Source organism: Paenimyroides baculatum (assembly GCF_008629655.1).
Taxonomy (GTDB): Bacteria; Bacteroidota; Bacteroidia; order Flavobacteriales; family Flavobacteriaceae; genus Flavobacterium; species Flavobacterium baculatum.
Genome location: NZ_VWSG01000003.1, coordinates 1 through 20,599 on the forward strand (window position 1 = coordinate 1; position 20,599 = coordinate 20,599).

Below are 20,599 nucleotides of genomic sequence, written 5' to 3' on the forward strand. Positions count from 1 at the left end.
AACATTCAGGCAAAACCCCCAGAGAGCACAGAGCATCAGCAGATATGTTTAAAAAGAATTCTGAAGAGGTTCTTTATTGATTAATTTAGTTTCCATTTTTTGACGAAATGTTTGTAAAAGATAACTTAAGCTTATGGGCGAAGGATTAAAAAAAAATGTAAAAAATATTCCGTACAATATCTTATCTGTAAATTTGCCAAGGACGCATTTGAACAATAATACATACTTAAATTTAACATTACATTTTATACGTATGACACCGGACCTACTTTGTAAGATGACACTTAGCTATTTTAAAACACAGTTGTAAAAGTATAATATTATACAATGGGAATAAACTTGAATATTTTTGAGAAGAAAGAAGTTGAGAAAATAATTAATAAGGATAAACCAAAATATATTCTCCTAACGGTATGGGAACTTTTGCTGATGGGTTTGGTTGTCTATATACAATATTTTTTAAGAGCTAAAGAAATAGCTTATTCAGAAAACGAGACATTTTTATTAGGAACACTTCCAAGCTTTTTTGGTGCTGCAGCATTTGTTTCAGTTGTATTTATTTATCACAAAATATATAAAACCTTATTAGGAACATACAAACTACAAAAGAGCATCTATTTTTCCTTTGCATTTACATTTATTGGATTTTTTTTATGGGAGATAATACGAATGGGATTGTATCCGTTTGATATATACGATATTATCATGACCTTTGCTGGATGTACCCTATCAACTATTTTGATTTTTGCACTTTTTTATAAGAATATTAAACTGTAAGTGTTAAGTTATAACAACTTGCACCAACTAGTTTGCTTGCACAAGAACTTACTAAAATAAGCAGAATTATCAGTAAGGATTTTATACTATTAATATAATAGTAAATACCGATCCAGAGACCCATAAAGACAGTTGCGGGTTAGAATACAGATTTAAATCGAGGAAAATCTTTTATAGCAAGTAAATATAAAGAATGACCATTAAAAGAACAATAAGACCTGCAGGAATGAAAATATAAAGCTTAAAATTGTAAAGTTAAATTTTCATATTACAAATTAATTAGAAGAGTACAACACTTAAAAAAGTGCCGAAATTTCTGATCATTTATTTTGACATCGAATAATTATCATATTCTCCTTTAGAAATATGTTTAAGATTTATACGGTTGTACTTCATTAAATTTTCAGGTAAAACATTACTATGTCTAAATTTTTCGTTCATTTCAAACAAATAATAATCAGAATTAATTTTGATTATAATACCATCATTTTCTTTCTCATCTCCATTTACCACACTTCCCTTTCCAGTGTCCAACCACGTTGCAAAAAGAAACCGTAGCAAAACCAATAAAGATGCATCAACACTAGTATAACACTTACTGCCCGCATAAAAGCCATAATCTTGGCTAAACCTCTTAAATCATCCTCTCCCTGCATTGCTATTAATTTTAATATTTAGACGTGAATTTAAGGGTTCTAAGGAGTAACTATAAGAATGTAGTACTCAATGGCGGTGCATGGCATTACTTGGATAGATGTATCCGAATGTTAAAATAACGGAAGTCCTCCTCCGCTATAATATTCATTGGAATTTTTACATCTCTTTCTTTTCTCCATCATGCAATACTCTATAGTACCTGTTGTTTTCAATCAACAAGCCTTCCGACTTTTGGTTAGGGATGGATTTTGAATAATCTTTCGGATGTTTCACATCAATTCCTATCACTCTTTGTTAAATTTACCATTCACTTTGGACTGAAGTGTATGCCCCACCACTATCGATTTTGCATTAAACTGTTTTAATCCTTGCTCTACATCTTCTTGACTCAAATCATCTTTAAAATATCCTCTGTACCAAGCGATACCTTTGTTCGAAGAAATTAATAACTGCTCCAGGCTTTTTCCAGAATTAGGATAGTATGGTTTGTAGTAATTGTTGCGAATAATTTGATTTACTTCATCTAAATTCGTTTTGTGTTTTCCTAAATCTGGGTGTATTCCTCCATGTGCAAAGAGAATTCCGTTAATTTTTTCGATGGAATTTTTACTCGACATCCATTTTCCAAGAAACGAATTTGTGCAATACAAGTCGGTTTGTTGTTTCTTTAAGATAGAGGAAACTTGATAATACTTCGGAGAAGTATTATCAAAATTTCCTTGCATATTTTTCAACTCGTGATTTCCCAAAATATAATGGACAGTTCCGTTTTTTTCTTTTGCTTCCTGTTCTAATTTATAAATAAACCAAAGTACTTGTGTAGTCGAAAAATCTCTATCTACAAAATCCCCGAGTAAAACCAAATGTCCGTTCCCAAATGTCCAATTTAATTTTTTGTCAATTACTTTATTGGTAATCAAAAAATCGCGGAAAGTCTTAAAACCGCTTTCAATATCGGAAATCGCCAAAATTTTAGCATTGTCGTTATAAGTATTTGCCGGAATTTCAATTTTGCTATTGATGGTAAATTCAAAACGGGTATCATCTAATGGGAAATAACAATAAACAGCGATTTTTGAATTGGAAGCATATTCTTTTTGGTCTAAATAAAACCCTTTATCTTGATTTCCTCTGATATAATTTACCGCTATTACACTGTCATTTTTGCTAAATACATAAGGTCCATCTTTATCCCAATTCATCATTTCAGGGTTTTCTGCATAGCGAAAACTTGCACCGTGATACAACCCGAATGAAATGGTCAAAATTCCAAGTATTACAAATGTTGTAATGATATGTTTCAGATATCTGAAAATTCTCTTTTTCATAGTATTTTAATTTAATTTTCCGCAAACCTAAAAATGATGATATCGTTCTTAAAACCTTTGTGATAAACAACCTCCGTAGATTGATAAACAATATTTACAAGAACATAAAGTGCTTTCATCACTCGTTTTCATCATTTCAAAACCCAATCCTGATTGTTTGTCAACACGTTTGCAGAGGCTTATTTATAGTTGTAATATTGCTGTATGGTATTAATAAGAAGAAATATAAAATGGATTGTAACTGTTCTTTTGACAATAACAGCTGTCCCCCTTTTTATCACCACTTATGAAGTGATTTTTGCTGAAAGCAAATCAGTACAATTTTTAGGAAATTATCATCCGAAAGTTGTGTTTCTTGTGATTACTTATTATTTCTTCTTGTTAGGTTTAGGCATCTTTTGGGTTGTTAGTCAGCTTGTATTGATGTCCAAAATGAAAAACGAAAAATTAAAAGCAGAACTAATGCTTTTAAAAAGTCAGGTTAGCCCGCATTTCTTTTTCAATACGCTCAATAATTTATATGGTTTGGTGGCAAAAGACTCTAAGAAAGCACAAGACTTAATATTGAAACTATCGGATATGATGCGTTACAGTATCTATGAAGGAGAAAAAGAAACGGTTAGCCTTCAGGAAGAAATTGATTTTTTGAAAAACTACATCGAACTCCACAAAATGCGTTATCGTAAAGAGATTTCCGTTAATTTTATTTATGCTGTTGATGAAAACCGAAAAGTTGTTCCTTTGTTATTTATCATCCTTTTAGAAAACGCTTTCAAACACGGAGTTGAAAATTTGAGGAAGAATGCTTACATAGAAATGAACTTGTCAACATCTGAAAACGAGATCTGTTTTAGCATTGAAAATAATTATGAGAAAGCCGAAAGTCAATCAGGAATTGGCTTGAAAAATCTGAAAAGAAGGTTAGAATTAATTTATCCCAACCAACACGAGTTGGCTTTTTCAATCACAGAAAACGAATATCAAACTCAGTTAATTTTAAAACAATTATGATTAGATATTTAATTATTGACGATGAACATATTGCCCACGACATCATAAAAGGATATTGCGATTTACTGCCAAATATGCAATTAATGGAAAACTGTTATGATGCATTAGAAGCCTTTGAATATCTGAATAAAAACCAAGTGGATTTGATATTTCTGGATTTAAACATGCCGATTTTGAAAGGTTTTGCATTTCTGAAAACGTTGAAAAACCCTCCCAAAGTGATCGTAACCACCGCTTATCAGGAATTTGCCTTGGAAGGATACGAACACAATATTTCTGATTATTTGCTTAAACCATTTGGTTTTGAACGCTTTTTAAAAGCCATCAATAAGGCGTTTGATACTTCTGTTAGTCAAAAAGTTGTTATTTCAGAAAGCAGTATTCATTCAAATCGAATATTTGTGCAGAGCAATAAAAAACACATTCAACTGGAAGTTGAAAGCATACTTTATATTGAAGCAATCGGAAATTACACCAAAATACTAACCACCAATGAGAACATTACCATTCGTGAAAAGTTCTCTGCTTTTTTGGAGCAATTACCCAAAAACGAATTTGTACAAGTTCACAAATCTTTCGCAGTTGCAGTAAAACGCATTAATAGCATTGAAGGGAATGTTATATTAATAGGGAGCCATAAAATACCTATTGGCAAAATATACAAATTAAACATTCTTCAGCTCTTAAAGTAAAATTTATAACTTTGGACTTCTTTTCGTCCTTTCTTAGTTTTTACAAGGTTTATTTAATTTTTATACTTCAATATTTGTCGAATTGAAATCAAATGCCCGAGCAAAACCAAAGGAACGATAAAGGTTGGCAACCAACTAAAAGGGAAATGCAGTATGGCTATATTCGGTTGGTCAAAAGCAAATTTTTGTACAGGAGATGGTGCGGATAAGAAAGCATCTATCACAATATTTAGCAAAAGACCGAGACAGATAAAATTCCAAATCAAAATTAATTTTCGCCTGATTTTTCCTATAGTCAGAAAAAAGTATGCAATTATTGGTGCTGATATTCCTGCAAGTATATCAAAATTTCTTCCCTCAAAGGTCATCAGTTCGGGGATTGCTTTATTTAGAAAAAGCCAATACAAAACCAATTCCACAGGCACTCTTACTATATTTAGATAAGTAATATTTATTAAAGGTAAGCTGTCAATAAACTGTCGCCCTTTTTGATTTGAAAACAAGCCTATTATTGTCAATATTGCCGGTAAAATTCCAAATAATAAGATCTTAGGTGGAAAAAAATTAATATTTGAGCTATAAATATTTTGAAGTGTCAAAACAGCCTGAATAGCCAACCACAATATTAAGCCGATTAAAATTTTAGTTGAGTACTGTTTTACATTTCGGGAATTGGATTTTTTAACAGTCTGGTAGAACAATAGAAGTGTTACAACTGTTGTAAGTCCGAAAATAAACGGAATATATAAGGGCAGGTTTTCTAACATTTTGATTTTAAAATCGCAAGTTATAAACATTTTTTTTTAATTACCTTTTCATAAGGCAAGAAAACCTGAATAGACAGTTTATTACTTTTCCTTGTCTTTCCTTTTCTTGGTCATCTGATTTGCAAAGCCCTTCCTCCTCTCTGCTCTTTGCACTTCCTGTAATAAACCGCCTAATGCTCAATCAAAATACTTTCTATCTTTGTGCTTGATTAATATCTAAAAAGGGCGTGGTTCTTTCACAATAATTCATCTGCATGAGTGATATACATTAATTAGGTCTCTTCCTTTAAAAATCAACAGCCTAATTTACTGCTTAATGTTACTTGTTTAGTCCATTATCAGCAGAAACTTCATTTAACAGAAGCTACAGTCCCCATCACTATTCTTTTTGCTGATTCAGATGCTATTATAAGCCCCCCTACAAGCATAATTATGTCTTTCAGCACCAATCTTCCGGCTGCTGATAAATAAGGAAAACCATAGTGAGGTGTTGGAAAATCGCCACCCAATTGAGGTACAAAAACTTCCGGTGTAGTAATGAGGAATGAAAGTGTTACCAGAGACATAGCAGCAGTCAAAAGACCACCCCAAAAACCAATCTTAGGAAACCAAATACCCAGTAAAACCAGAATTCCGATTGTAATAATAACTGATCCCAAACCATAAGAAAAAATATAGGTGTTATTTTGATTATGCCAGTCTATATTTTTTTGAACTGTTTTGCCTTCCGGATTCTTGTAAAGGGTGTATTCTCCAATTTCCTTTCCTTGATCGTCAACTGTTCTTTTATCAGTATTATGATAAAAGAAACTCATAAAAGGACTATTGATTACAAATAGGACAATTCCGTCCGCTTCGTACGGAAAGGCTTTCAATCCACCAATCCATACCATCACTATAAATATGGCAATACGCATGAAATTGATAAATCTATTTTGAGAATTGATAAACAGGTTTAGAAATATTTCCATTATGAGTATTTTTAGAATTTTTTCAAAAATACAACAGTGCTACATGCTTAAAAATGGACAAATACGTTTATTACATAGATTTTTTAGCTACAATGGAAATGCCGACCTTTTCTCGAAAAGTTTTAGGGGATACGCCCACTTCTTTTTTAAAATACCTACTGAAATAAAACTCATCTTCAAAACCCAGTTCTGCTGAAATTTCTTTAATGCTTTTATAGGTTAGATGGAGGAGCTTTTTTGCTTCAAGAGTCAGACGCTCCTGAATAAGCTTCGAAGGAACTTTTCCATAATGTTTCTTTACTTTTTTGCTAAATACATTTACAGACAAACCATATTGTTCAGCATAGAAGGAAACTGATTTTGAAGTAGCAAAAGATGTGTCAAGCATTGCTTTGAAATTTAGAATGTCAGACTTGTTGGAAAGTATTATAATATTTTTGCTATCGATCTGTTTCTCCCTGCTAGATAGCGCAAGTATAAGTTGAAGGTATGACCTGACAACAGACAAATCATAATTTGTACCAGCATTACCAATTTTTTGAACCTTATCGAAAAGCGTACTGATTTCATCAAATAAAATATTATTAACAGCAATGTAAGGCTTATCGTATATGTTATTGAATAATATACCATTACAAGCAACTTCTGCCTTATGATATTCTATACAATAAAAATCACCATGAAACTGTAGAAAACGAATGTTTTTCAAATTTTTAGAACCCCAATTTAACAGTTGATATGGCGACAGAAAAAGTACATTCTTGCCTTGGATATCATACTCATTAAAATCAAGCGAAAAAGAACTATCACCGTCTATTAGAGCAATGAAGTAAGTAGGTTCATTGATTATAGGAATGGATTCGGAAGCACCGAAGCAGGATATTTTGATAGTAAAATCCAATAGTTAATAGCGTTGTATGTAATTAAGTAGCCAAATTTAATTATTTTGTTGAATGAACGCGCTATTGACTTTGTCTTTCTTTTTCTAAATACGCTTTCTTTTTTTTATTTTAAAGTTTGCACGACATGCTGTAAATTAAACGACTGTGGTGACACTTTAGATAGAACTTGAAGAAGCATAGCTATGATATTGAACTTTTTAAGAAGGTTATTAAAATGTAGGATAACCTCCGTTCCCATAAAAATTTATTAAATAAACATAAGGTTGGGCTTTAGATAAAATAGCAAAAGTTTTCAAACGCCATAAATTACATCAACACTTTTAATACCTCCTAAAGTTTCTGAAAAAAAAAGAAGAAATTTTTGTTGCTTCATATATTATATCGTAATATTGCAATATAATTATTTTTTACAATGGGAGCTACAAAGACTGACCACTTTACCGAACAACAGAACTCTATAGCTACGATAGCAAAAGCTTTAGGACACCCTGCAAGGATTGCCATTATAGAATATCTTGTAAAAGTAAACAGCTGTATTACCGGCGATATTGTGAACGAACTGCCACTTGCCCAGCCTACCGTATCGCAGCACTTAAAAGAACTGAAAAACGCGGGATTAATCAAAGGATCAATTGAAGGTAATTCTGTATGCTACTGTATTGACGAAAAGGTTTTTATTTTACTCAACCAATATTTCTCAAACATCATAGGTACAGTTACCGATCAAAACTGCTGCGCCTAAACTTGAATACAGCCAGCAGTAACAACTTTCATATAGAACTTGGATTTATACACTAGAAGTAAGTTACTTTAAAAAATTGGCAAAAAGTTATCGTAATATTGCATTATAACTATATATATTTAAAAATGAAATTATCTAAAATCAAAAAACTATTGCCCATATTAGACAATGTTGCATTTCAATTAGAAAACGGAAATTTTGTACCGGAACATTTTCACGTTACCGAAGTGGGACAAATCACTAAAAATTTTATTGATTGTGGCGGTGTAATCCGTACCGAAAAAGTAGTAAACTTTCAGTTGTGGAATGCGGACGATTTTGAACATCGTTTAAAGCCAACCAAGTTACTAAACATCATCAAACTATCTGAAGAAAAATTGGGTATTGAGGACGCTGAAATTGAAGTGGAATATCAGAGCGAAACGATTGGTAAATACGATTTGGATTTCAATGGAAAGACATTTGTATTGAAAAATAAAACAACTGCTTGTCTGGCTCAGGATACCTGCGGGATTCCTTCTGAAAAGCAAAAGAAAAATTTGGCTGAATTACCTGTAAACAATGCGAACACGTGTACACCAGGAGGTGGTTGTTGTTAATACAATTTTGACCGATGATACCGATAGCTGAAATAACAAAACTCTTTTTAAAGCTTGGCTTTATTGGCTTCGGAGGCCCGGCCGCACATATTGCTATGATGCAGAAAGAAGTGGTACTGAAAAGAAAATGGATGAGCGAACAGCACTTTCTGGATTTGTTGGGAGCTACTAATCTAATTCCCGGGCCCAACAGTACCGAAATGGCGATACACATTGGCTATGACAAAGGCGGTTGGAAAGGCTTAATTGTTGCGGGACTGGGCTTTATTTTACCAGCAGTATTCATTACCGGGATATTTGCCTGGGTGTACCAGAAATATGGTCAATTACCAGAAGTACAGCCCTTTATTTATGGCATAAAACCTGCAATCATCGCTGTTATCATAGGAGCTGTTTTTCCATTAGCGAAGCAATCTGTCAAGTCCACATTATTGGCAGTTGTAGGTATTGCTGTTTTAATGCTGTCATTATTCGGCATTAGTGAAATCTATCTGATGTTTGGAGCGGGATTACTGGCAGTGGCCTTGTATTACATTCAGGACACAAAAAATACGTTCCAGAGTTTTATCCCGCTCGCATTCTTACAAATTACACAAAGCTCCTTACTGTCTGAAACAAATACCAAATTGTTCTGGATATTCCTTAAAATTGGTGCTATTCTCTATGGAAGTGGTTATGTTCTTTTCGCCTTTTTAGATACGGAGTTAGTAACAACGGGCTTACTCACCCGGCAGCAATTAATGGATGCTATTGCAGTTGGGCAGTTTACCCCAGGTCCTGTTTTTTCTTCGGTAACATTTATTGGCTACCAGATTAATGGATTATCCGGAGCAGTTATCTCAACGATTGCAATTTTTCTGCCCTCATTTGTATTTGTTGCCTTACTCAATCCTTTGGTCAAAAAAATACGCAATTCAAAAGCATTATCCGCTTTTTTGGATGCAGTCAATGTAGCATCTGTTGCTATTATTACCGCCATTTGTTTTACAATGGGTAAAGAAACCATTACCGATTGGCGGACTATATTAATTGCATTCATCGGTGCGGTTGTGGTATTCAAATTCAAAAAAACAAACAGTGCATTTATTGTTTTAGGTGGTGCATTATTAGGTTACATTTTACATCAGTTTTAATTTAAAAATTTCATTATCATGTTTTCTACATTATCAAACACAATCGAACAATTAAAACCCGAAAACATCAGCGAAGAACGTAAAACCTTATTACAACCGCTGATAGATTTTGTACAGCAAAAATCAGACAATCATCAAGCAATAAATATCAATTTCATCTGTACGCATAATTCACGCAGAAGCCATCTGTCGCAGGTTTGGGCACAGGTTGCAAGTGCGTATTTCAATATTTTAGATGTACATTGTTATTCTGGCGGTACAGAAGAAACGGCCTTATTTTCAAAAGTGGCAGAAACATTGACTAATCAGGGCTTTAGCATCTTCAAAATAGCAGCAACCAATAACCCTGTTTATGCTATAAAGTACAGCGACAATGCTTTACCTGTAATTGGCTTTTCCAAAAAATATGACAGTCCCTTCAATCCTGTATCGGCGTTCGCAGCTATTATGACCTGTTCGCAAGCAGATGGCGGTTGTCCTTTTATTGCCGGGGCCGAAAAGAGAATTCCTATTACATTTGAAGACCCGAAAATCTCTGATGGTACAGATGAGCAATCGAAGATATATGCAGCAAGAAGTTTGCAGATCGCTGCCGAGATGTTCTATGTTTTTTCAATGATTAATAAGTAAGCGATGCAGCCAAAATTAAAATTCCTCGATCGTTACCTCACCTTATGGATATTCCTTGCTATGGCAATTGGTGTGGCTTTGGGTCATTTCTTTCCCAATATCTCTAATGTAACCAACAGCTTATCCGTTGGCACTACCAATATTCCGTTGGCAATAGGTTTAATATTAATGATGTATCCGCCATTGGCAAAAGTTGATTATTCCTTATTGCCCAGGGCATTTAAGGATAAAAAAGTAATTGGTATATCCCTATTGCTGAATTGGGTGATCGGCACAGTACTGATGTTCGGATTAGCCGTTTTGTTTTTACGGGATGAGCCCGATTACATGACAGGCTTGATACTGATAGGTTTGGCAAGATGTATTGCCATGGTAATTGTATGGAGCGACCTGGCAAAGGCCAATAGAGAATATACCGCGATGTTGGTCGCTTTAAACAGTATCTTTCAGATATTTAGTTACAGCTTTTTGGTATGGTTATTCATCAATGTGTTACCTGCAAAATTAGGATTAGCCAATTTTAATGTAAGTGTATCCATGAAAGATGTTACCGAAAGCGTATTCGTCTATTTAGGTATTCCTTTTCTGACAGGTTTTTTAAGCCGTTATTTTTTGATAAAATCAAAAGGTGCAGAGTGGTTTAATAGAAAATTTGTTCCAGCCATTTCCCCTATTACCTTGTACGCTTTGCTGTTTACCATCGTCTTAATGTTCAGTTTGAAAGGTGATAAAATATTGGAGTTGCCCATGGATGTAGTAAAAGTGGCGATACCGCTAATCATTTATTTTGTACTGATGTTTTTTGTAAGCTTCTTTATTAATAAATCTCTTAAAGTTCCTTACGACAAAAACGCATCCATCGCATTTACGGCTACTGGAAACAATTTTGAATTGGCAATCGCCGTAGCCATAGCGGTGTTCGGCATCCATTCGCCACAGGCATTTGTGGGTGTTATCGGTCCATTAGTAGAAGTGCCGGTATTGATATTGTTGGTGAGGGCGAGTTTGTGGTTGCAGAAAAAGTATTATAAATAAAATGCAAAACACTTTATTCTATTTTTGTAATTTGTCTAAAATTTAAAAATGCCGGAGCAATTGGATAACTACTACCTGACCAAAGAAGAGCCCAATAAAAGTTGTTTGCTAGCCTTACGGAGTATCATCTTGGGGCAGGACGAAAACATCACTGAGACAAAAAAATATGGGATGCCTTGTTTTTGTTATAAAAAGAAGATGTTTTGCTATTTGTGGACCGATAAGAAAACGGAAGAACCATATCTCCTTATGGTTGAAGGAAAATATCTTGACCTTCCCGAATTGGAACAAGGCAACCGTTCCCGCATGAAGATTTTCAGGGTAAATCCCAGTAAAGATTTGCCTGTCAAAAACATTAAAAAGATTTTGAAAGCTGCACTGGATTTATACAGGGATGGTACTTTAAGAATTAAGAGCTAAGATTTATAATAATGTGGCTTTTATTTTTATCTGAGCATAATTTATTAATAAGAAAATGGAGAGGGAAATTTGTTACTACGAATTCAGGTTTTTCTTTGTTTGTTTCGAATAATTTCTATAAAATAGTAACGATATACGATGCTTTTTTTACGGATATAAAAACTATTAACTTTTAACTTTGTTTTATGGAAGATTTACTGCACATAACCGAATTTATGTCATCACCTGAACTTGTAAAAAAATTATATGCACACAGTATAAAGAAAAACTACACAACAGGAAGCACCATACTGAATGAAAATGCCAATATCCGATCGATTCCAATTGTAACAAAAGGTATCCTTAAAGTATTAAGGACAGAAGAAGACGGAAGAGAAATTTTACTTTATTACATTAAAGCAGGAGAAAGCTGCATTATGTCTTTTTTAGGCGGAATGCATAATGAAACCAGTAAAGTGAAAGCTGAAGTAGAGGAAGACGCTGAGATCCTTTTTCTACCAGTTGAAAAAGTGTCATTGTTTATTAAAGAATACCCTCAATGGTTGGACTATATTTTCAGACTTTATCATAAGCGATTTGAAGAACTTCTGGAAATGGTGAATGCCATTTCTTTTAAAAAAGCAGATGAACGACTACTAAACCTTCTAAAAAAGAAAACAGAACTAACCCACTCTGAAACCATACACACAACCCACGAACAGCTGGCTAATGAACTGGGGACATCAAGAGTTGTTGTTTCGAGATTACTAAAGCAATTGGAAGAAGAAGGTTTTGTTGCATTGGGCAGAAATAAAATAACCTTATGTAACTAAAGTTGCACACAACTTTTAAAGACTGTTTAATTTTGCCTAAAACATCATTCAAAATGAACAAAGACTTAATCCTACGCGAAAAACTCGCCCTTGAACGAACCGTACTTGCAAACCAGTCTACCTTTCTGTCCTTCTTACGAACATCTCTGTATTTTCTTATTGCCGGTATTAGCATCAACAATCTGACTGCCACCGAATACGGAAACGTTATCGAGATTGTTTTTATTGTAATATCCCTATCGGTACTTTTTACAGGAATTCTTAACTATTCTAAGCAAAAAAAACGAATAAGTACCGCACAAAAACACATTGGAGATTACAAAATGGAATATTTAGAAAGATAATTTCCTTATGTAACAAAAGTTGCTGTATGAATGGATACAAGAGATGAAATTTGTACTATTAAATTTTAAGAGATGAAAATAGAACAAATTTATACAGAATGTCTGTCACAAGGTGCATATTACATTACTTCTGATGGTGAAGCTGCCATTATTGACCCATTGCGTGAAACGCAACCCTATTTAGACCGTTTGGGAAAAGACGGCACAAAGCTCAAATATATTTTTGAAACCCATTTCCATGCAGACTTTGTAAGCGGACATATTGATTTGAGTAAGAAAACAAATGCTCCTATTGTTTACGGAACAACTGCCATGCCGGAGTTTGAAGCCATTGTAGCAGAAGACAATCAGATTTTTGAACTGGGTAGTATAAAAATAAAAGTTCTACACACACCCGGGCATACAATGGAAAGTCGTGCTTTCTGCTGATAGATAAAAGCGGAAAAGAGACCGCTTTGTTTAGCGGAGACACTTTGTTTCTGGGCGATGTGGGCAGACCTGATCTGGCACAGAAAGCAGCGAATACGTCGCAAGAAGAATTGGCTGGAATGCTCTACGAAAGTCTGTACAATAAAATTTTACCCTTACCTGATGATGTTATAGTTTATCCGGCCCACGGAGCTGGCTCGGCTTGCGGAAAAAATATGATGAAGGAAACAGTTGATACATTAGGTAAGCAAACGAACTATGCTTTAAATCAATCCAGCAAAGCAACTTTTATTAAAGCTGTAACAGACGGACTGCTACCGCCTCCCGCCTATTTTGGCGAGAACGTAGCAATGAACAAAAAAGGTTACCGTAGTTACGACCAAGTGCTAGCACAAGGAATGAAAGCACTTGCAATAGAAGAATTTGAAGCAATGGCAGAAACAAAAGGGGCATTAATTTTAGACACACGAAACGACAATGATTTTTCCAAGAGCTTTATTCCGCAATCGGTAAACATTGGTTTGAGTGGTGATTTTGCACCCTGGGTTGGATCAATGATTGTAAATGTAAAACAACCGATATTGTTGGTAACCGATACAGGAAGACAACATGAAGCAGTTACACGCCTAAGCCGTGTAGGTTTTGACAACATATTGGGACATTTGAAAGGTGGATTCAAGGCATGGAAAAAAGCAGGAAAGAAAGCAGATAAAATGTTTAGAATTTCAGCAGAACAATTTGCGGTAGAATTTAAAATTGGTACAAGTAAAGTTATTGACGTTCGCAAAGAAAGCGAGTACGCAGCAGAACATATTGCAGAAGCCTACAACAGGCCATTGGAATATATAAACGACTGGATTAAAGACATTAACACACACGAACATTTTTATGTGCATTGCGCCGGCGGCTACCGAAGCATGATTACAGCCAGTATTCTGCAAGCCAGAGGGTACAGAAACTTCACAGAAATAGCAGGAGGATTTAGTGCTATTGCAAAGACGGATATACCCAAAACTGATTTTGTATGTCAAAGTAAAGTATTCGTATAAGTAAGAAACTAATTACATTAAAAGCAAATAAATGTTAGAAATTATCAAACAGCCCTGGCCTTGGTATATAGCGGGTCCGCTGATCGGTTTAACCGTACCGGCACTATTAATTTTAGGAAACAAGTCGTTCGGGATCAGTTCCTCACTTCGTCACATCTGTGCCTCGTGCCTACCCGCCAATATTCCGTTCTTCCAATACGACTGGAAAAAAGAAGTATGGAACCTGTTTTTTGTATTCGGAATATTTTTAGGAGGCGCAATAGCCATAAACCTATTGTCAAACCCTAATCCAATTGATGTGCATCCTAAGTTAGCCGAAGAGTTGACGGAATATGGGATCACCAATTACAACAATTTAATTCCTTTAGACATTATGAACTGGCAGTCGCTTTTTACACTTAAAGGTTTTTTAATAATGGTGTTCGGAGGTTTTTTAGTAGGCTTCGGAACCCGTTATGCAGGTGGCTGTACAAGCGGACATGCCATTATGGGATTGTCTAACCTGCAGTTACCGTCACTGATTGCCACGATAAGCTTTATGATTGGCGGTTTCATTATGGCGAATCTACTATTACCCCTTATACTATCACTCTAAACTAAAATCCAATGCAACAAAATAAAGAAACAAATAAAGCCTTTGAATTACATACATTAGATACAACATGTGTAACAGAAAGTACGTCTAACATTAAATTTAAAAACAATATAAAATATCTGATTGTAGGTATATTTTTCGGCATCGTTTTCGTAAAAGCAGAAGTAGTCAGCTGGTTCCGTATACAGGAAATGTTTCGATTACAGTCATTTCATATGTATGGGATAATAGGAAGTGCCGTTTTGATTGGTATGATATCCGTTTACATTATAAAAAAATTCAAAATAAAAACTATTCACGGAGAAACACTAGAATTCCATGCTAAGCAATTTAACAAAGGACAGATTTATGGCGGGCTGATCTTCGGTTTCGGTTGGGCTGTAACAGGAGCCTGCCCGGGTCCTTTATTTGCACAAATAGGAACAGGTGCAACCGTTATTGCAGTCACGCTTTTCAGTGCCATTGCAGGTACGTGGGTCTACGGGTATTTAAGGGAAAAGCTACCTCATTAATTGTGAATTTCATAACTAAACATATTAATTTTTAATTTCATTAACTAAGATATCTGCTAAAAGAAAACACATGGTTATTTAGTAACTGCTCATAAAACATATTAATAAACCTATTAATTATGTAATCAGGTTACAATCTAGATAAAAGTATTTTTATATACCAAATAAAAGTAATTACGCGTAATAAATAGGATAAATCTTTAGCAATAAAATTAATTAGTATATTTATACACTTATTATTATATAATTATTATATTTACGTAAAAATAGAGACTGTTACATTAGGTAACTAAACTAGAAGTATAAATGTTAACTGAAAAATTGTAAAATGAGTAAAGCAACCTTATTATTTCTAAACGCATTAAGCCTTTTGGCTACCATTGTTTTAAATTATCTATTGAACTCCGGTCTGATGAGCGGGGTCACAATGAAAACAATTTCTGACAGGTACTACAACCTTTTTACTCCAGCGGGCTATGCGTTCGGTATATGGGGTATCATTTATCTGCTTCTGGTTGCTCACATAATTTACACAATCTATCTTTATAAAAAAGAGATGAATACTTCCATAATAAATGCCACAGGAAAACTGTTTATTGGTAGCAACATAGTGAATATATTGTGGGTCTATTGCTGGTTAAATGATCTTATAATGCTCTGTGTAATCTTGATGGCTTTACTATTGTATCTGCTAATGAGAATTCTGATAAGAATCCAGTCGATCAAACGCCCTGTTTCCTTAAGGAATTTATTAATCAGCTGTCCGTTCGCACTCTACTCGGGCTGGGTTTCCGTAGCACTGATTGCAAATATTTCTGCTCTGCTTACCAAATTAAATTGGGATGGATGGATATTAACCGAAGTTGTTTGGACAATACTACTAATTATAGTTGCGGGAATAATAAGCATTTATGTAAGCTGGAAATATAATGTTGCCGCTTTCGGTATGGCCGTACTTTGGGGCATTTGTGCTGTAACTGCTAATAACTTTGGAAAAAACTTCAATATTACCCTTACTGGTATACTTACATGTATTGTAATTTTATCAGTATCCATATACATAATAACGACAAAAATAGACCCTGAACTAAAGGTCGATTGATTTGAAATTTAAAAATTAATATAAATTTTAATACAATTATTATGAAAAGAAGAACATCCTTTAAAAAAAATGCCGGCGCAGCACTTGCACTTGCATTCTTATCACTGACGATTTCATGCAGTGATGACAACATGCCAAATGTTGAACCGCAGCAAAAAACAATTGCTGCTATTGTTAGTGATAACAGCAGCTATTCCCTTTTAAAATCCGCAGTAGTCAAAGCCGACTTAGCCGAAACATTAAGCGGAACCGGACCATTTACTGTTTTTGCACCGAACAACGAAGCTTTCATGGCTTCGGGAATAACACAAGAGGCAATTAATAGTATGGCAGCAGCAGATTTAAAAGACCTGCTTCTTTACCATACGCTTACAAGCAAAGTGACAGCAGCTAATGTACCTGCCGGGCCAAATGCCGAAGTAACCTCCGCAAACGGGGATAAACTATATCTTACAAAAGATAGTAGAGGTGTTTTTGTAAACGGCTGGAAAGTAACTTCAGCTGATATGGCTGCTTCAAATGGAGTAATACACGCTGTGGAACGCGTTCTGATGCCACCAAAAGGTACCATTGTGCAGATGGCTCAAGCAAATGCAAACCTTACATACCTTGTTGCCGCAGTTTTACGTGCAAGCCAAGGATCTACAAATGTTGCACAAGTTTTATCTGCTGAAGGAAACCTTACGGTTTTTGCACCAAGCAACCAGGCATTTATAGATGCAGGTTTTCCCACAATTGCCTCAATACAGAGTGCAGATCCTGATACGCTTGCTTCCATCTTAACCTACCACGTACTTGCAGCAAGAGCTTTTTCATCAGATTTATCAAATGGTCAGTCTCTTACTACCGTAAATGGAGGCACGCTTATGGTTGCTTTAGGAAGCCAAGCAACAGTTAAGGGTAACGGTAATGAAATGCCTTCTGTAATCACATCTTTTAATATGCTTGCGACAAATGGTGTCATTCATTTAATTGACCGTGTTTTACTTCCTTAGTTTAATTTTTAATTGTTGATTAAAGGCAGGTATTTTAAAGATACCTGCTTTTATCTTATATGTAAGAATGCAAATATTTAAATAATTCTATAATGTTTAAAACTAATTAGATATAGAGATTTTGTGCAAGTGACACATTAGTCTTATAATACGTGAGCAGAAGATTCTTTTAATATCATCAATTCTTTGAAACAGACTGCTAATAATTCAGATATTCATATTTGTAGCAACAGTACATTTATACTATTCAATATTACGGCATTTACGGAATAAAAAAACTGAAAACGCAACTGCAACACCAGTATTTGTAATTAAAATATTTTAATACTAATTGAATTAGTATTAAAAAAAAACTCTACTTAACCGTCTAAACAATCAAAATTTAAAGACACTATCTTCTATCTGAATTTGCCTTAAGTAGAATGTATCCTGCAGTACCGGCTATTATTGAAGTAAGCAAAACAGAAAGTTTAGCTTCTGATACGAACAAAGGATTCTGAAAAGACAGTATGGAGATAAATATGGACATGGTAAAACCTATACCTGCCAACATACCTACACCTATAATGTGCATCCAAGTACTTCCTTCTGGTAACGAAGCTATGCCCAATCTGCGGCAAACCCAAGTTGTAAGCAGTATTCCCACAGGCTTTCCTAACATAAGTCCGAAAAAGATTCCCAGACCCAGCGGAGCAGTTAGTCCGTGCAACATTTCTGCCTGCAGCGTAATATTCGTATTTGCGAAAGCAAAAACAGGAATTATCAGAAAGTTTACAGGTTTAACAAGTGCATGTTCCAACCTTTCCAATGGAGACTCCACAGTGGTATCGTTGGTAGGAAGCGTCATTGCAACCATAACCCCGGCAATTGTAGCGTGAATACCCGAATGATGGACAAAATACCAGATAAAGATACCCGGTATAAGATATAAGTACGGATTTTTAACGTTGAAACGGTTCATCAGTATCAGAACAGCCATTCCCGCAGCTGCGTACCCAAGATACGATAATTCTATACCTTCGGAATAAAAAAACGCGATTACCAGAATAGCGATCAGATCGTCTACGATTGCAAGTGCTGCAAGGAAAATCTTCAGGCTTGCAGGAACTCTTTTATCAAGCAGGGATATTACAGCCAGTGCAAAAGCAATATCGGTTGCCATAGGAATTGCCCAACCGTGTATGGTTTCAGTGCCACTGTTAAATGTATAAAAGATAAGAGCCGGAACAACAGCACCGCCAACGGCGCACAAGATCGGCAAAAGGGCTTTCTTTGGCGAAGAAAGTTCACCTTCGACAATTTCCCTTTTTATTTCCAGACCAACCAGCAAGAAAAAAATTGCCATCAGCCCGTCATTGATCCACATAGATACGGAATAATTAAGATGAACGGATCCGCTTTCAAAACCAACAACAGTATCCAAAATATTCTGAAGACCTTCCGCCAGTGGAGAGTTAGCTACTGTAAGGGACAGTATAACACAAAGAAAAAGGAGTATACCTCCGAAATTATTTGATTTTACAAAGTCCTTGAACACATTCAAATTAATCTTATCGCTCATTTTACAAAGAATTTTTCATTTAAAAGTTCCTCAAAGATACCATTACCCTTTGAAAGTTTTCCTATTTATCTGTACTATCTCCTTTTACTTTGGAATTCCAATAGTCGGCGTTTTCGAGATTAAGCACAGAACTATCGAACTGCGGATCCTTACCGGCAGCTTTCTGTGTTTCATAATCACCCGCTATAGCAACAGCCTTTTTATAAAGCAGCAGGATGGCTATAAGATTGATCCAAGCCATAAGTCCCACGCCTATATCTCCCAATGTCCACGCCAATTTAGCAGATTTTAAACATCCGAGGCATACAGATCCAAGTATTAAAATCCTTAATGCCCATATACCGTACTTTACCTTTTTACCCTTTAACAGAAAATCGATATTCGATTCTGCAATATAGTAATAGGCCATGATGGTGGTAAAGGCAAAAAACATGAGGGCAACTGCAACGAATTCATTTCCAAAGGAAGGAAAGTGCACACTGACGGCGTTTTGCGTAAAAGCGGTGCCCGCTTCGACTCCCGGAATATTTTCCACTATAAAGCCCGAACCTTCATCAAGTACGTTGTACTGGTTGGTAAAAAGGATCATAAGTGCCGTAGCCGTACATACGAACAAGGTATCTACATATACCGAAAACCCCTGAACGAGTCCCTGTTTGTAAGGATGTGACACTTCAGCAGCAGCAGCAGCATGCGGAGCGGTTCCCTGCCCGGCCTCATTGCTGTATATTCCCCGCTGTACACCCCAGCTTATTGCTGCACCCACCATACCGCCAAAAGTAGCGTCGAGACCGAATGCAGATTTAAAGATCAGCGAGAACATCTGCGGAACTTCGGATATATTCAAGCCTATGATCACCAGCGCCATCACAATATAGGAAATCGCCATAAACGGAACAACTACTTCTGCGACCTTACTGATCCTTTTCACCCCGCCGATTATAATTAGCGCAAGCAGCAGGCATACAGCGATTGCTGTATGAAGGGTACTAAAATTAAATGCCTTTTCAACTGCCAGTGCAATACTGTTACTTTGAACGCTTGGAAGCAAAAAACCGCAACTTACTACCGTTATGACGGCAAACAACACTGCAAAAGGCCTGCTTTTCAAGCCTTTTAAAATATAGTATGCAGGACCTCCCCTGAACTCACCCTTACTTACTTCTTTATAGGTTTGGGACAATGTAGCTTCTATTACTGCAGAGGCACTTCCCAAGAAAGCGATTGCCCACATCCAGAAAACCGCTCCAGGCCCGCCCATCGCAATAGCTGTAGCAACACCTGCGATATTTCCCGTACCGATGCGACCGGATATAGCAAGCGTAAACGCCTGAAAAGAAGAAATTCCCTCATCGGATTTTTTAGTACCGAACAACAACCTGATCATTTCCCTGAAGAGCCTGACCTGTGGAAACCGCAGTTTAAAACTAAAAAAAAGTCCTGCACAAAGGCAGAGTATAACCAAAGCGTTACTCCACACAATCTCATTTATCCAGTAAACAATCGATTCCATTTATATTTATTTTTTACTGATCC

At 35.5% G+C, this 20,599-nt stretch carries 22 protein-coding genes and 2 pseudogenes; 16 read left to right on the plus strand and 8 right to left on the minus strand.

Annotation, left to right across the window (positions count from 1 at the left end; translation table 11 throughout):
* The first annotated feature begins 327 nt into the window (after window positions 1-327).
* Window positions 328-777 carry a hypothetical protein gene (locus tag F0460_RS04480; protein WP_150010698.1) on the plus strand — a complete coding sequence of 150 codons (450 nt, stop codon included), beginning with the start codon at window positions 328-330 and terminating at the stop codon, window positions 775-777.
* Between the two features lie 324 nt (window positions 778-1,101).
* Here F0460_RS04480 and F0460_RS16130 read toward each other — a convergent pair whose 3' ends face one another.
* The 3 genes and pseudogenes from F0460_RS16130 to F0460_RS04490 all read right to left on the minus strand — a co-directional run bounded on the left by F0460_RS16130 (window position 1,102) and on the right by F0460_RS04490 (window position 2,762).
* The gene (locus tag F0460_RS16130; RefSeq protein WP_190304108.1) at window positions 1,102-1,311 is read right to left on the minus strand and encodes a hypothetical protein; all 210 of its coding nucleotides are present in this window, start codon (window positions 1,309-1,311) and stop codon (window positions 1,102-1,104) included.
* Window positions 1,299-1,433 (minus strand): annotated as a pseudogene (locus F0460_RS04485) (YWFCY domain-containing protein); the annotation flags it as partial. The gene F0460_RS16130 and the pseudogene F0460_RS04485, both read right to left, overlap by 13 nt.
* Window positions 1,434-1,718: 285 nt before the next feature.
* Window positions 1,719-2,762: a metallophosphoesterase gene (locus tag F0460_RS04490; RefSeq protein WP_223810763.1), complete on the minus strand. Its 1,044-nt coding sequence runs from the start codon at window positions 2,760-2,762 to the stop codon at window positions 1,719-1,721.
* A gap of 204 nt (window positions 2,763-2,966) precedes the next feature.
* Here F0460_RS04490 and F0460_RS04495 point away from each other — a divergent pair, with 204 nt between their 5' ends.
* Window positions 2,967-3,773: a sensor histidine kinase gene (locus F0460_RS04495; RefSeq protein ID WP_150010700.1), complete on the plus strand. Its 807-nt coding sequence runs from the start codon at window positions 2,967-2,969 to the stop codon at window positions 3,771-3,773.
* Window positions 3,770-4,465, plus strand: coding sequence for a LytR/AlgR family response regulator transcription factor (locus F0460_RS04500; RefSeq protein ID WP_150010702.1), 696 nt, complete (start codon window positions 3,770-3,772; stop codon window positions 4,463-4,465). The genes F0460_RS04495 and F0460_RS04500 overlap by 4 nt, the downstream gene beginning before the upstream one ends.
* Window positions 4,466-4,518: 53 nt before the next feature.
* Here the strand turns inward: F0460_RS04500 and F0460_RS04505 are convergent, their stop codons facing one another.
* The 3 genes from F0460_RS04505 to F0460_RS04515 form a co-directional block, all read right to left on the minus strand.
* Window positions 4,519-5,232, minus strand: coding sequence for a hypothetical protein (locus tag F0460_RS04505; protein WP_150010704.1), 714 nt, complete (start codon window positions 5,230-5,232; stop codon window positions 4,519-4,521).
* Between the two features lie 350 nt (window positions 5,233-5,582).
* Complete coding sequence (locus F0460_RS04510) at window positions 5,583-6,203, minus strand: DUF417 family protein (RefSeq protein WP_150010706.1); 621 nt, start codon at window positions 6,201-6,203, stop codon at window positions 5,583-5,585.
* Window positions 6,204-6,273: 70 nt separating this feature from the next.
* The gene (locus F0460_RS04515; RefSeq protein WP_150010708.1) at window positions 6,274-7,104 is read right to left on the minus strand and encodes a helix-turn-helix domain-containing protein; all 831 of its coding nucleotides are present in this window, start codon (window positions 7,102-7,104) and stop codon (window positions 6,274-6,276) included.
* 413 nt (window positions 7,105-7,517) lie between these two features.
* Between F0460_RS04515 and F0460_RS04520 the strand changes: the two genes are divergently transcribed.
* The 13 genes and pseudogenes from F0460_RS04520 to F0460_RS04580 all read left to right on the plus strand — a co-directional run bounded on the left by F0460_RS04520 (window position 7,518) and on the right by F0460_RS04580 (window position 17,502).
* On the plus strand, window positions 7,518-7,847 hold the full coding sequence (locus F0460_RS04520; RefSeq protein WP_150010710.1) for an ArsR/SmtB family transcription factor: 330 nt from the start codon (window positions 7,518-7,520) through the stop codon (window positions 7,845-7,847).
* A 125-nt stretch (window positions 7,848-7,972) separates the two neighbouring features.
* Window positions 7,973-8,446 (plus strand): DUF6428 family protein, encoded by a 474-nt coding sequence (locus F0460_RS04525; protein WP_150010712.1) that lies wholly within the window; start codon window positions 7,973-7,975, stop codon window positions 8,444-8,446.
* Between the two features lie 14 nt (window positions 8,447-8,460).
* Window positions 8,461-9,579 carry a chromate efflux transporter gene (gene chrA / locus F0460_RS04530; protein WP_150010714.1) on the plus strand — a complete coding sequence of 373 codons (1,119 nt, stop codon included), beginning with the start codon at window positions 8,461-8,463 and terminating at the stop codon, window positions 9,577-9,579.
* 18 nt (window positions 9,580-9,597) lie between these two features.
* Complete coding sequence (locus tag F0460_RS04535; RefSeq protein ID WP_150010716.1) at window positions 9,598-10,209, plus strand: low molecular weight phosphatase family protein; 612 nt, start codon at window positions 9,598-9,600, stop codon at window positions 10,207-10,209.
* Window positions 10,210-10,212: 3 nt separating this feature from the next.
* Window positions 10,213-11,244 carry an ACR3 family arsenite efflux transporter gene (arsB, locus tag F0460_RS04540; protein WP_150010718.1) on the plus strand — a complete coding sequence of 344 codons (1,032 nt, stop codon included), beginning with the start codon at window positions 10,213-10,215 and terminating at the stop codon, window positions 11,242-11,244.
* A 48-nt stretch (window positions 11,245-11,292) separates the two neighbouring features.
* Window positions 11,293-11,664 (plus strand): DUF1801 domain-containing protein, encoded by a 372-nt coding sequence (locus tag F0460_RS04545; protein ID WP_150010720.1) that lies wholly within the window; start codon window positions 11,293-11,295, stop codon window positions 11,662-11,664.
* Between the two features lie 185 nt (window positions 11,665-11,849).
* Window positions 11,850-12,476 (plus strand): Crp/Fnr family transcriptional regulator, encoded by a 627-nt coding sequence (locus F0460_RS04550; protein ID WP_150010722.1) that lies wholly within the window; start codon window positions 11,850-11,852, stop codon window positions 12,474-12,476.
* 53 nt (window positions 12,477-12,529) lie between these two features.
* Window positions 12,530-12,820, plus strand: a complete 291-nt coding sequence (locus F0460_RS04555) for a DUF202 domain-containing protein (protein ID WP_150010724.1) — start codon at window positions 12,530-12,532, stop codon at window positions 12,818-12,820.
* A gap of 72 nt (window positions 12,821-12,892) precedes the next feature.
* Window positions 12,893-14,298 (plus strand): annotated as a pseudogene (locus F0460_RS04560) (MBL fold metallo-hydrolase).
* 31 nt (window positions 14,299-14,329) lie between these two features.
* Window positions 14,330-14,893 carry a YeeE/YedE family protein gene (locus F0460_RS04565; protein ID WP_150010726.1) on the plus strand — a complete coding sequence of 188 codons (564 nt, stop codon included), beginning with the start codon at window positions 14,330-14,332 and terminating at the stop codon, window positions 14,891-14,893.
* 11 nt (window positions 14,894-14,904) lie between these two features.
* Window positions 14,905-15,405, plus strand: a complete 501-nt coding sequence (locus F0460_RS04570) for a DUF6691 family protein (RefSeq protein WP_150010728.1) — start codon at window positions 14,905-14,907, stop codon at window positions 15,403-15,405.
* Between the two features lie 328 nt (window positions 15,406-15,733).
* Entirely contained in the window at window positions 15,734-16,507 is a 774-nt protein-coding gene (locus tag F0460_RS04575) for a tryptophan-rich sensory protein (protein WP_150010730.1), read from the plus strand.
* Between the two features lie 41 nt (window positions 16,508-16,548).
* Entirely contained in the window at window positions 16,549-17,502 is a 954-nt protein-coding gene (locus F0460_RS04580) for a fasciclin domain-containing protein (protein WP_150010732.1), read from the plus strand.
* 391 nt (window positions 17,503-17,893) lie between these two features.
* On the opposite strand, the gene nhaA is transcribed toward F0460_RS04580, so the two are convergent.
* Entirely contained in the window at window positions 17,894-19,063 is a 1,170-nt protein-coding gene (nhaA, locus tag F0460_RS04585; RefSeq protein ID WP_150010734.1) for a Na+/H+ antiporter NhaA, read from the minus strand.
* 61 nt (window positions 19,064-19,124) lie between these two features.
* Window positions 19,125-20,576 carry an alanine/glycine:cation symporter family protein gene (locus F0460_RS04590; RefSeq protein ID WP_150010736.1) on the minus strand — a complete coding sequence of 484 codons (1,452 nt, stop codon included), beginning with the start codon at window positions 20,574-20,576 and terminating at the stop codon, window positions 19,125-19,127.
* Window positions 20,577-20,599 lie beyond the last annotated feature (23 nt).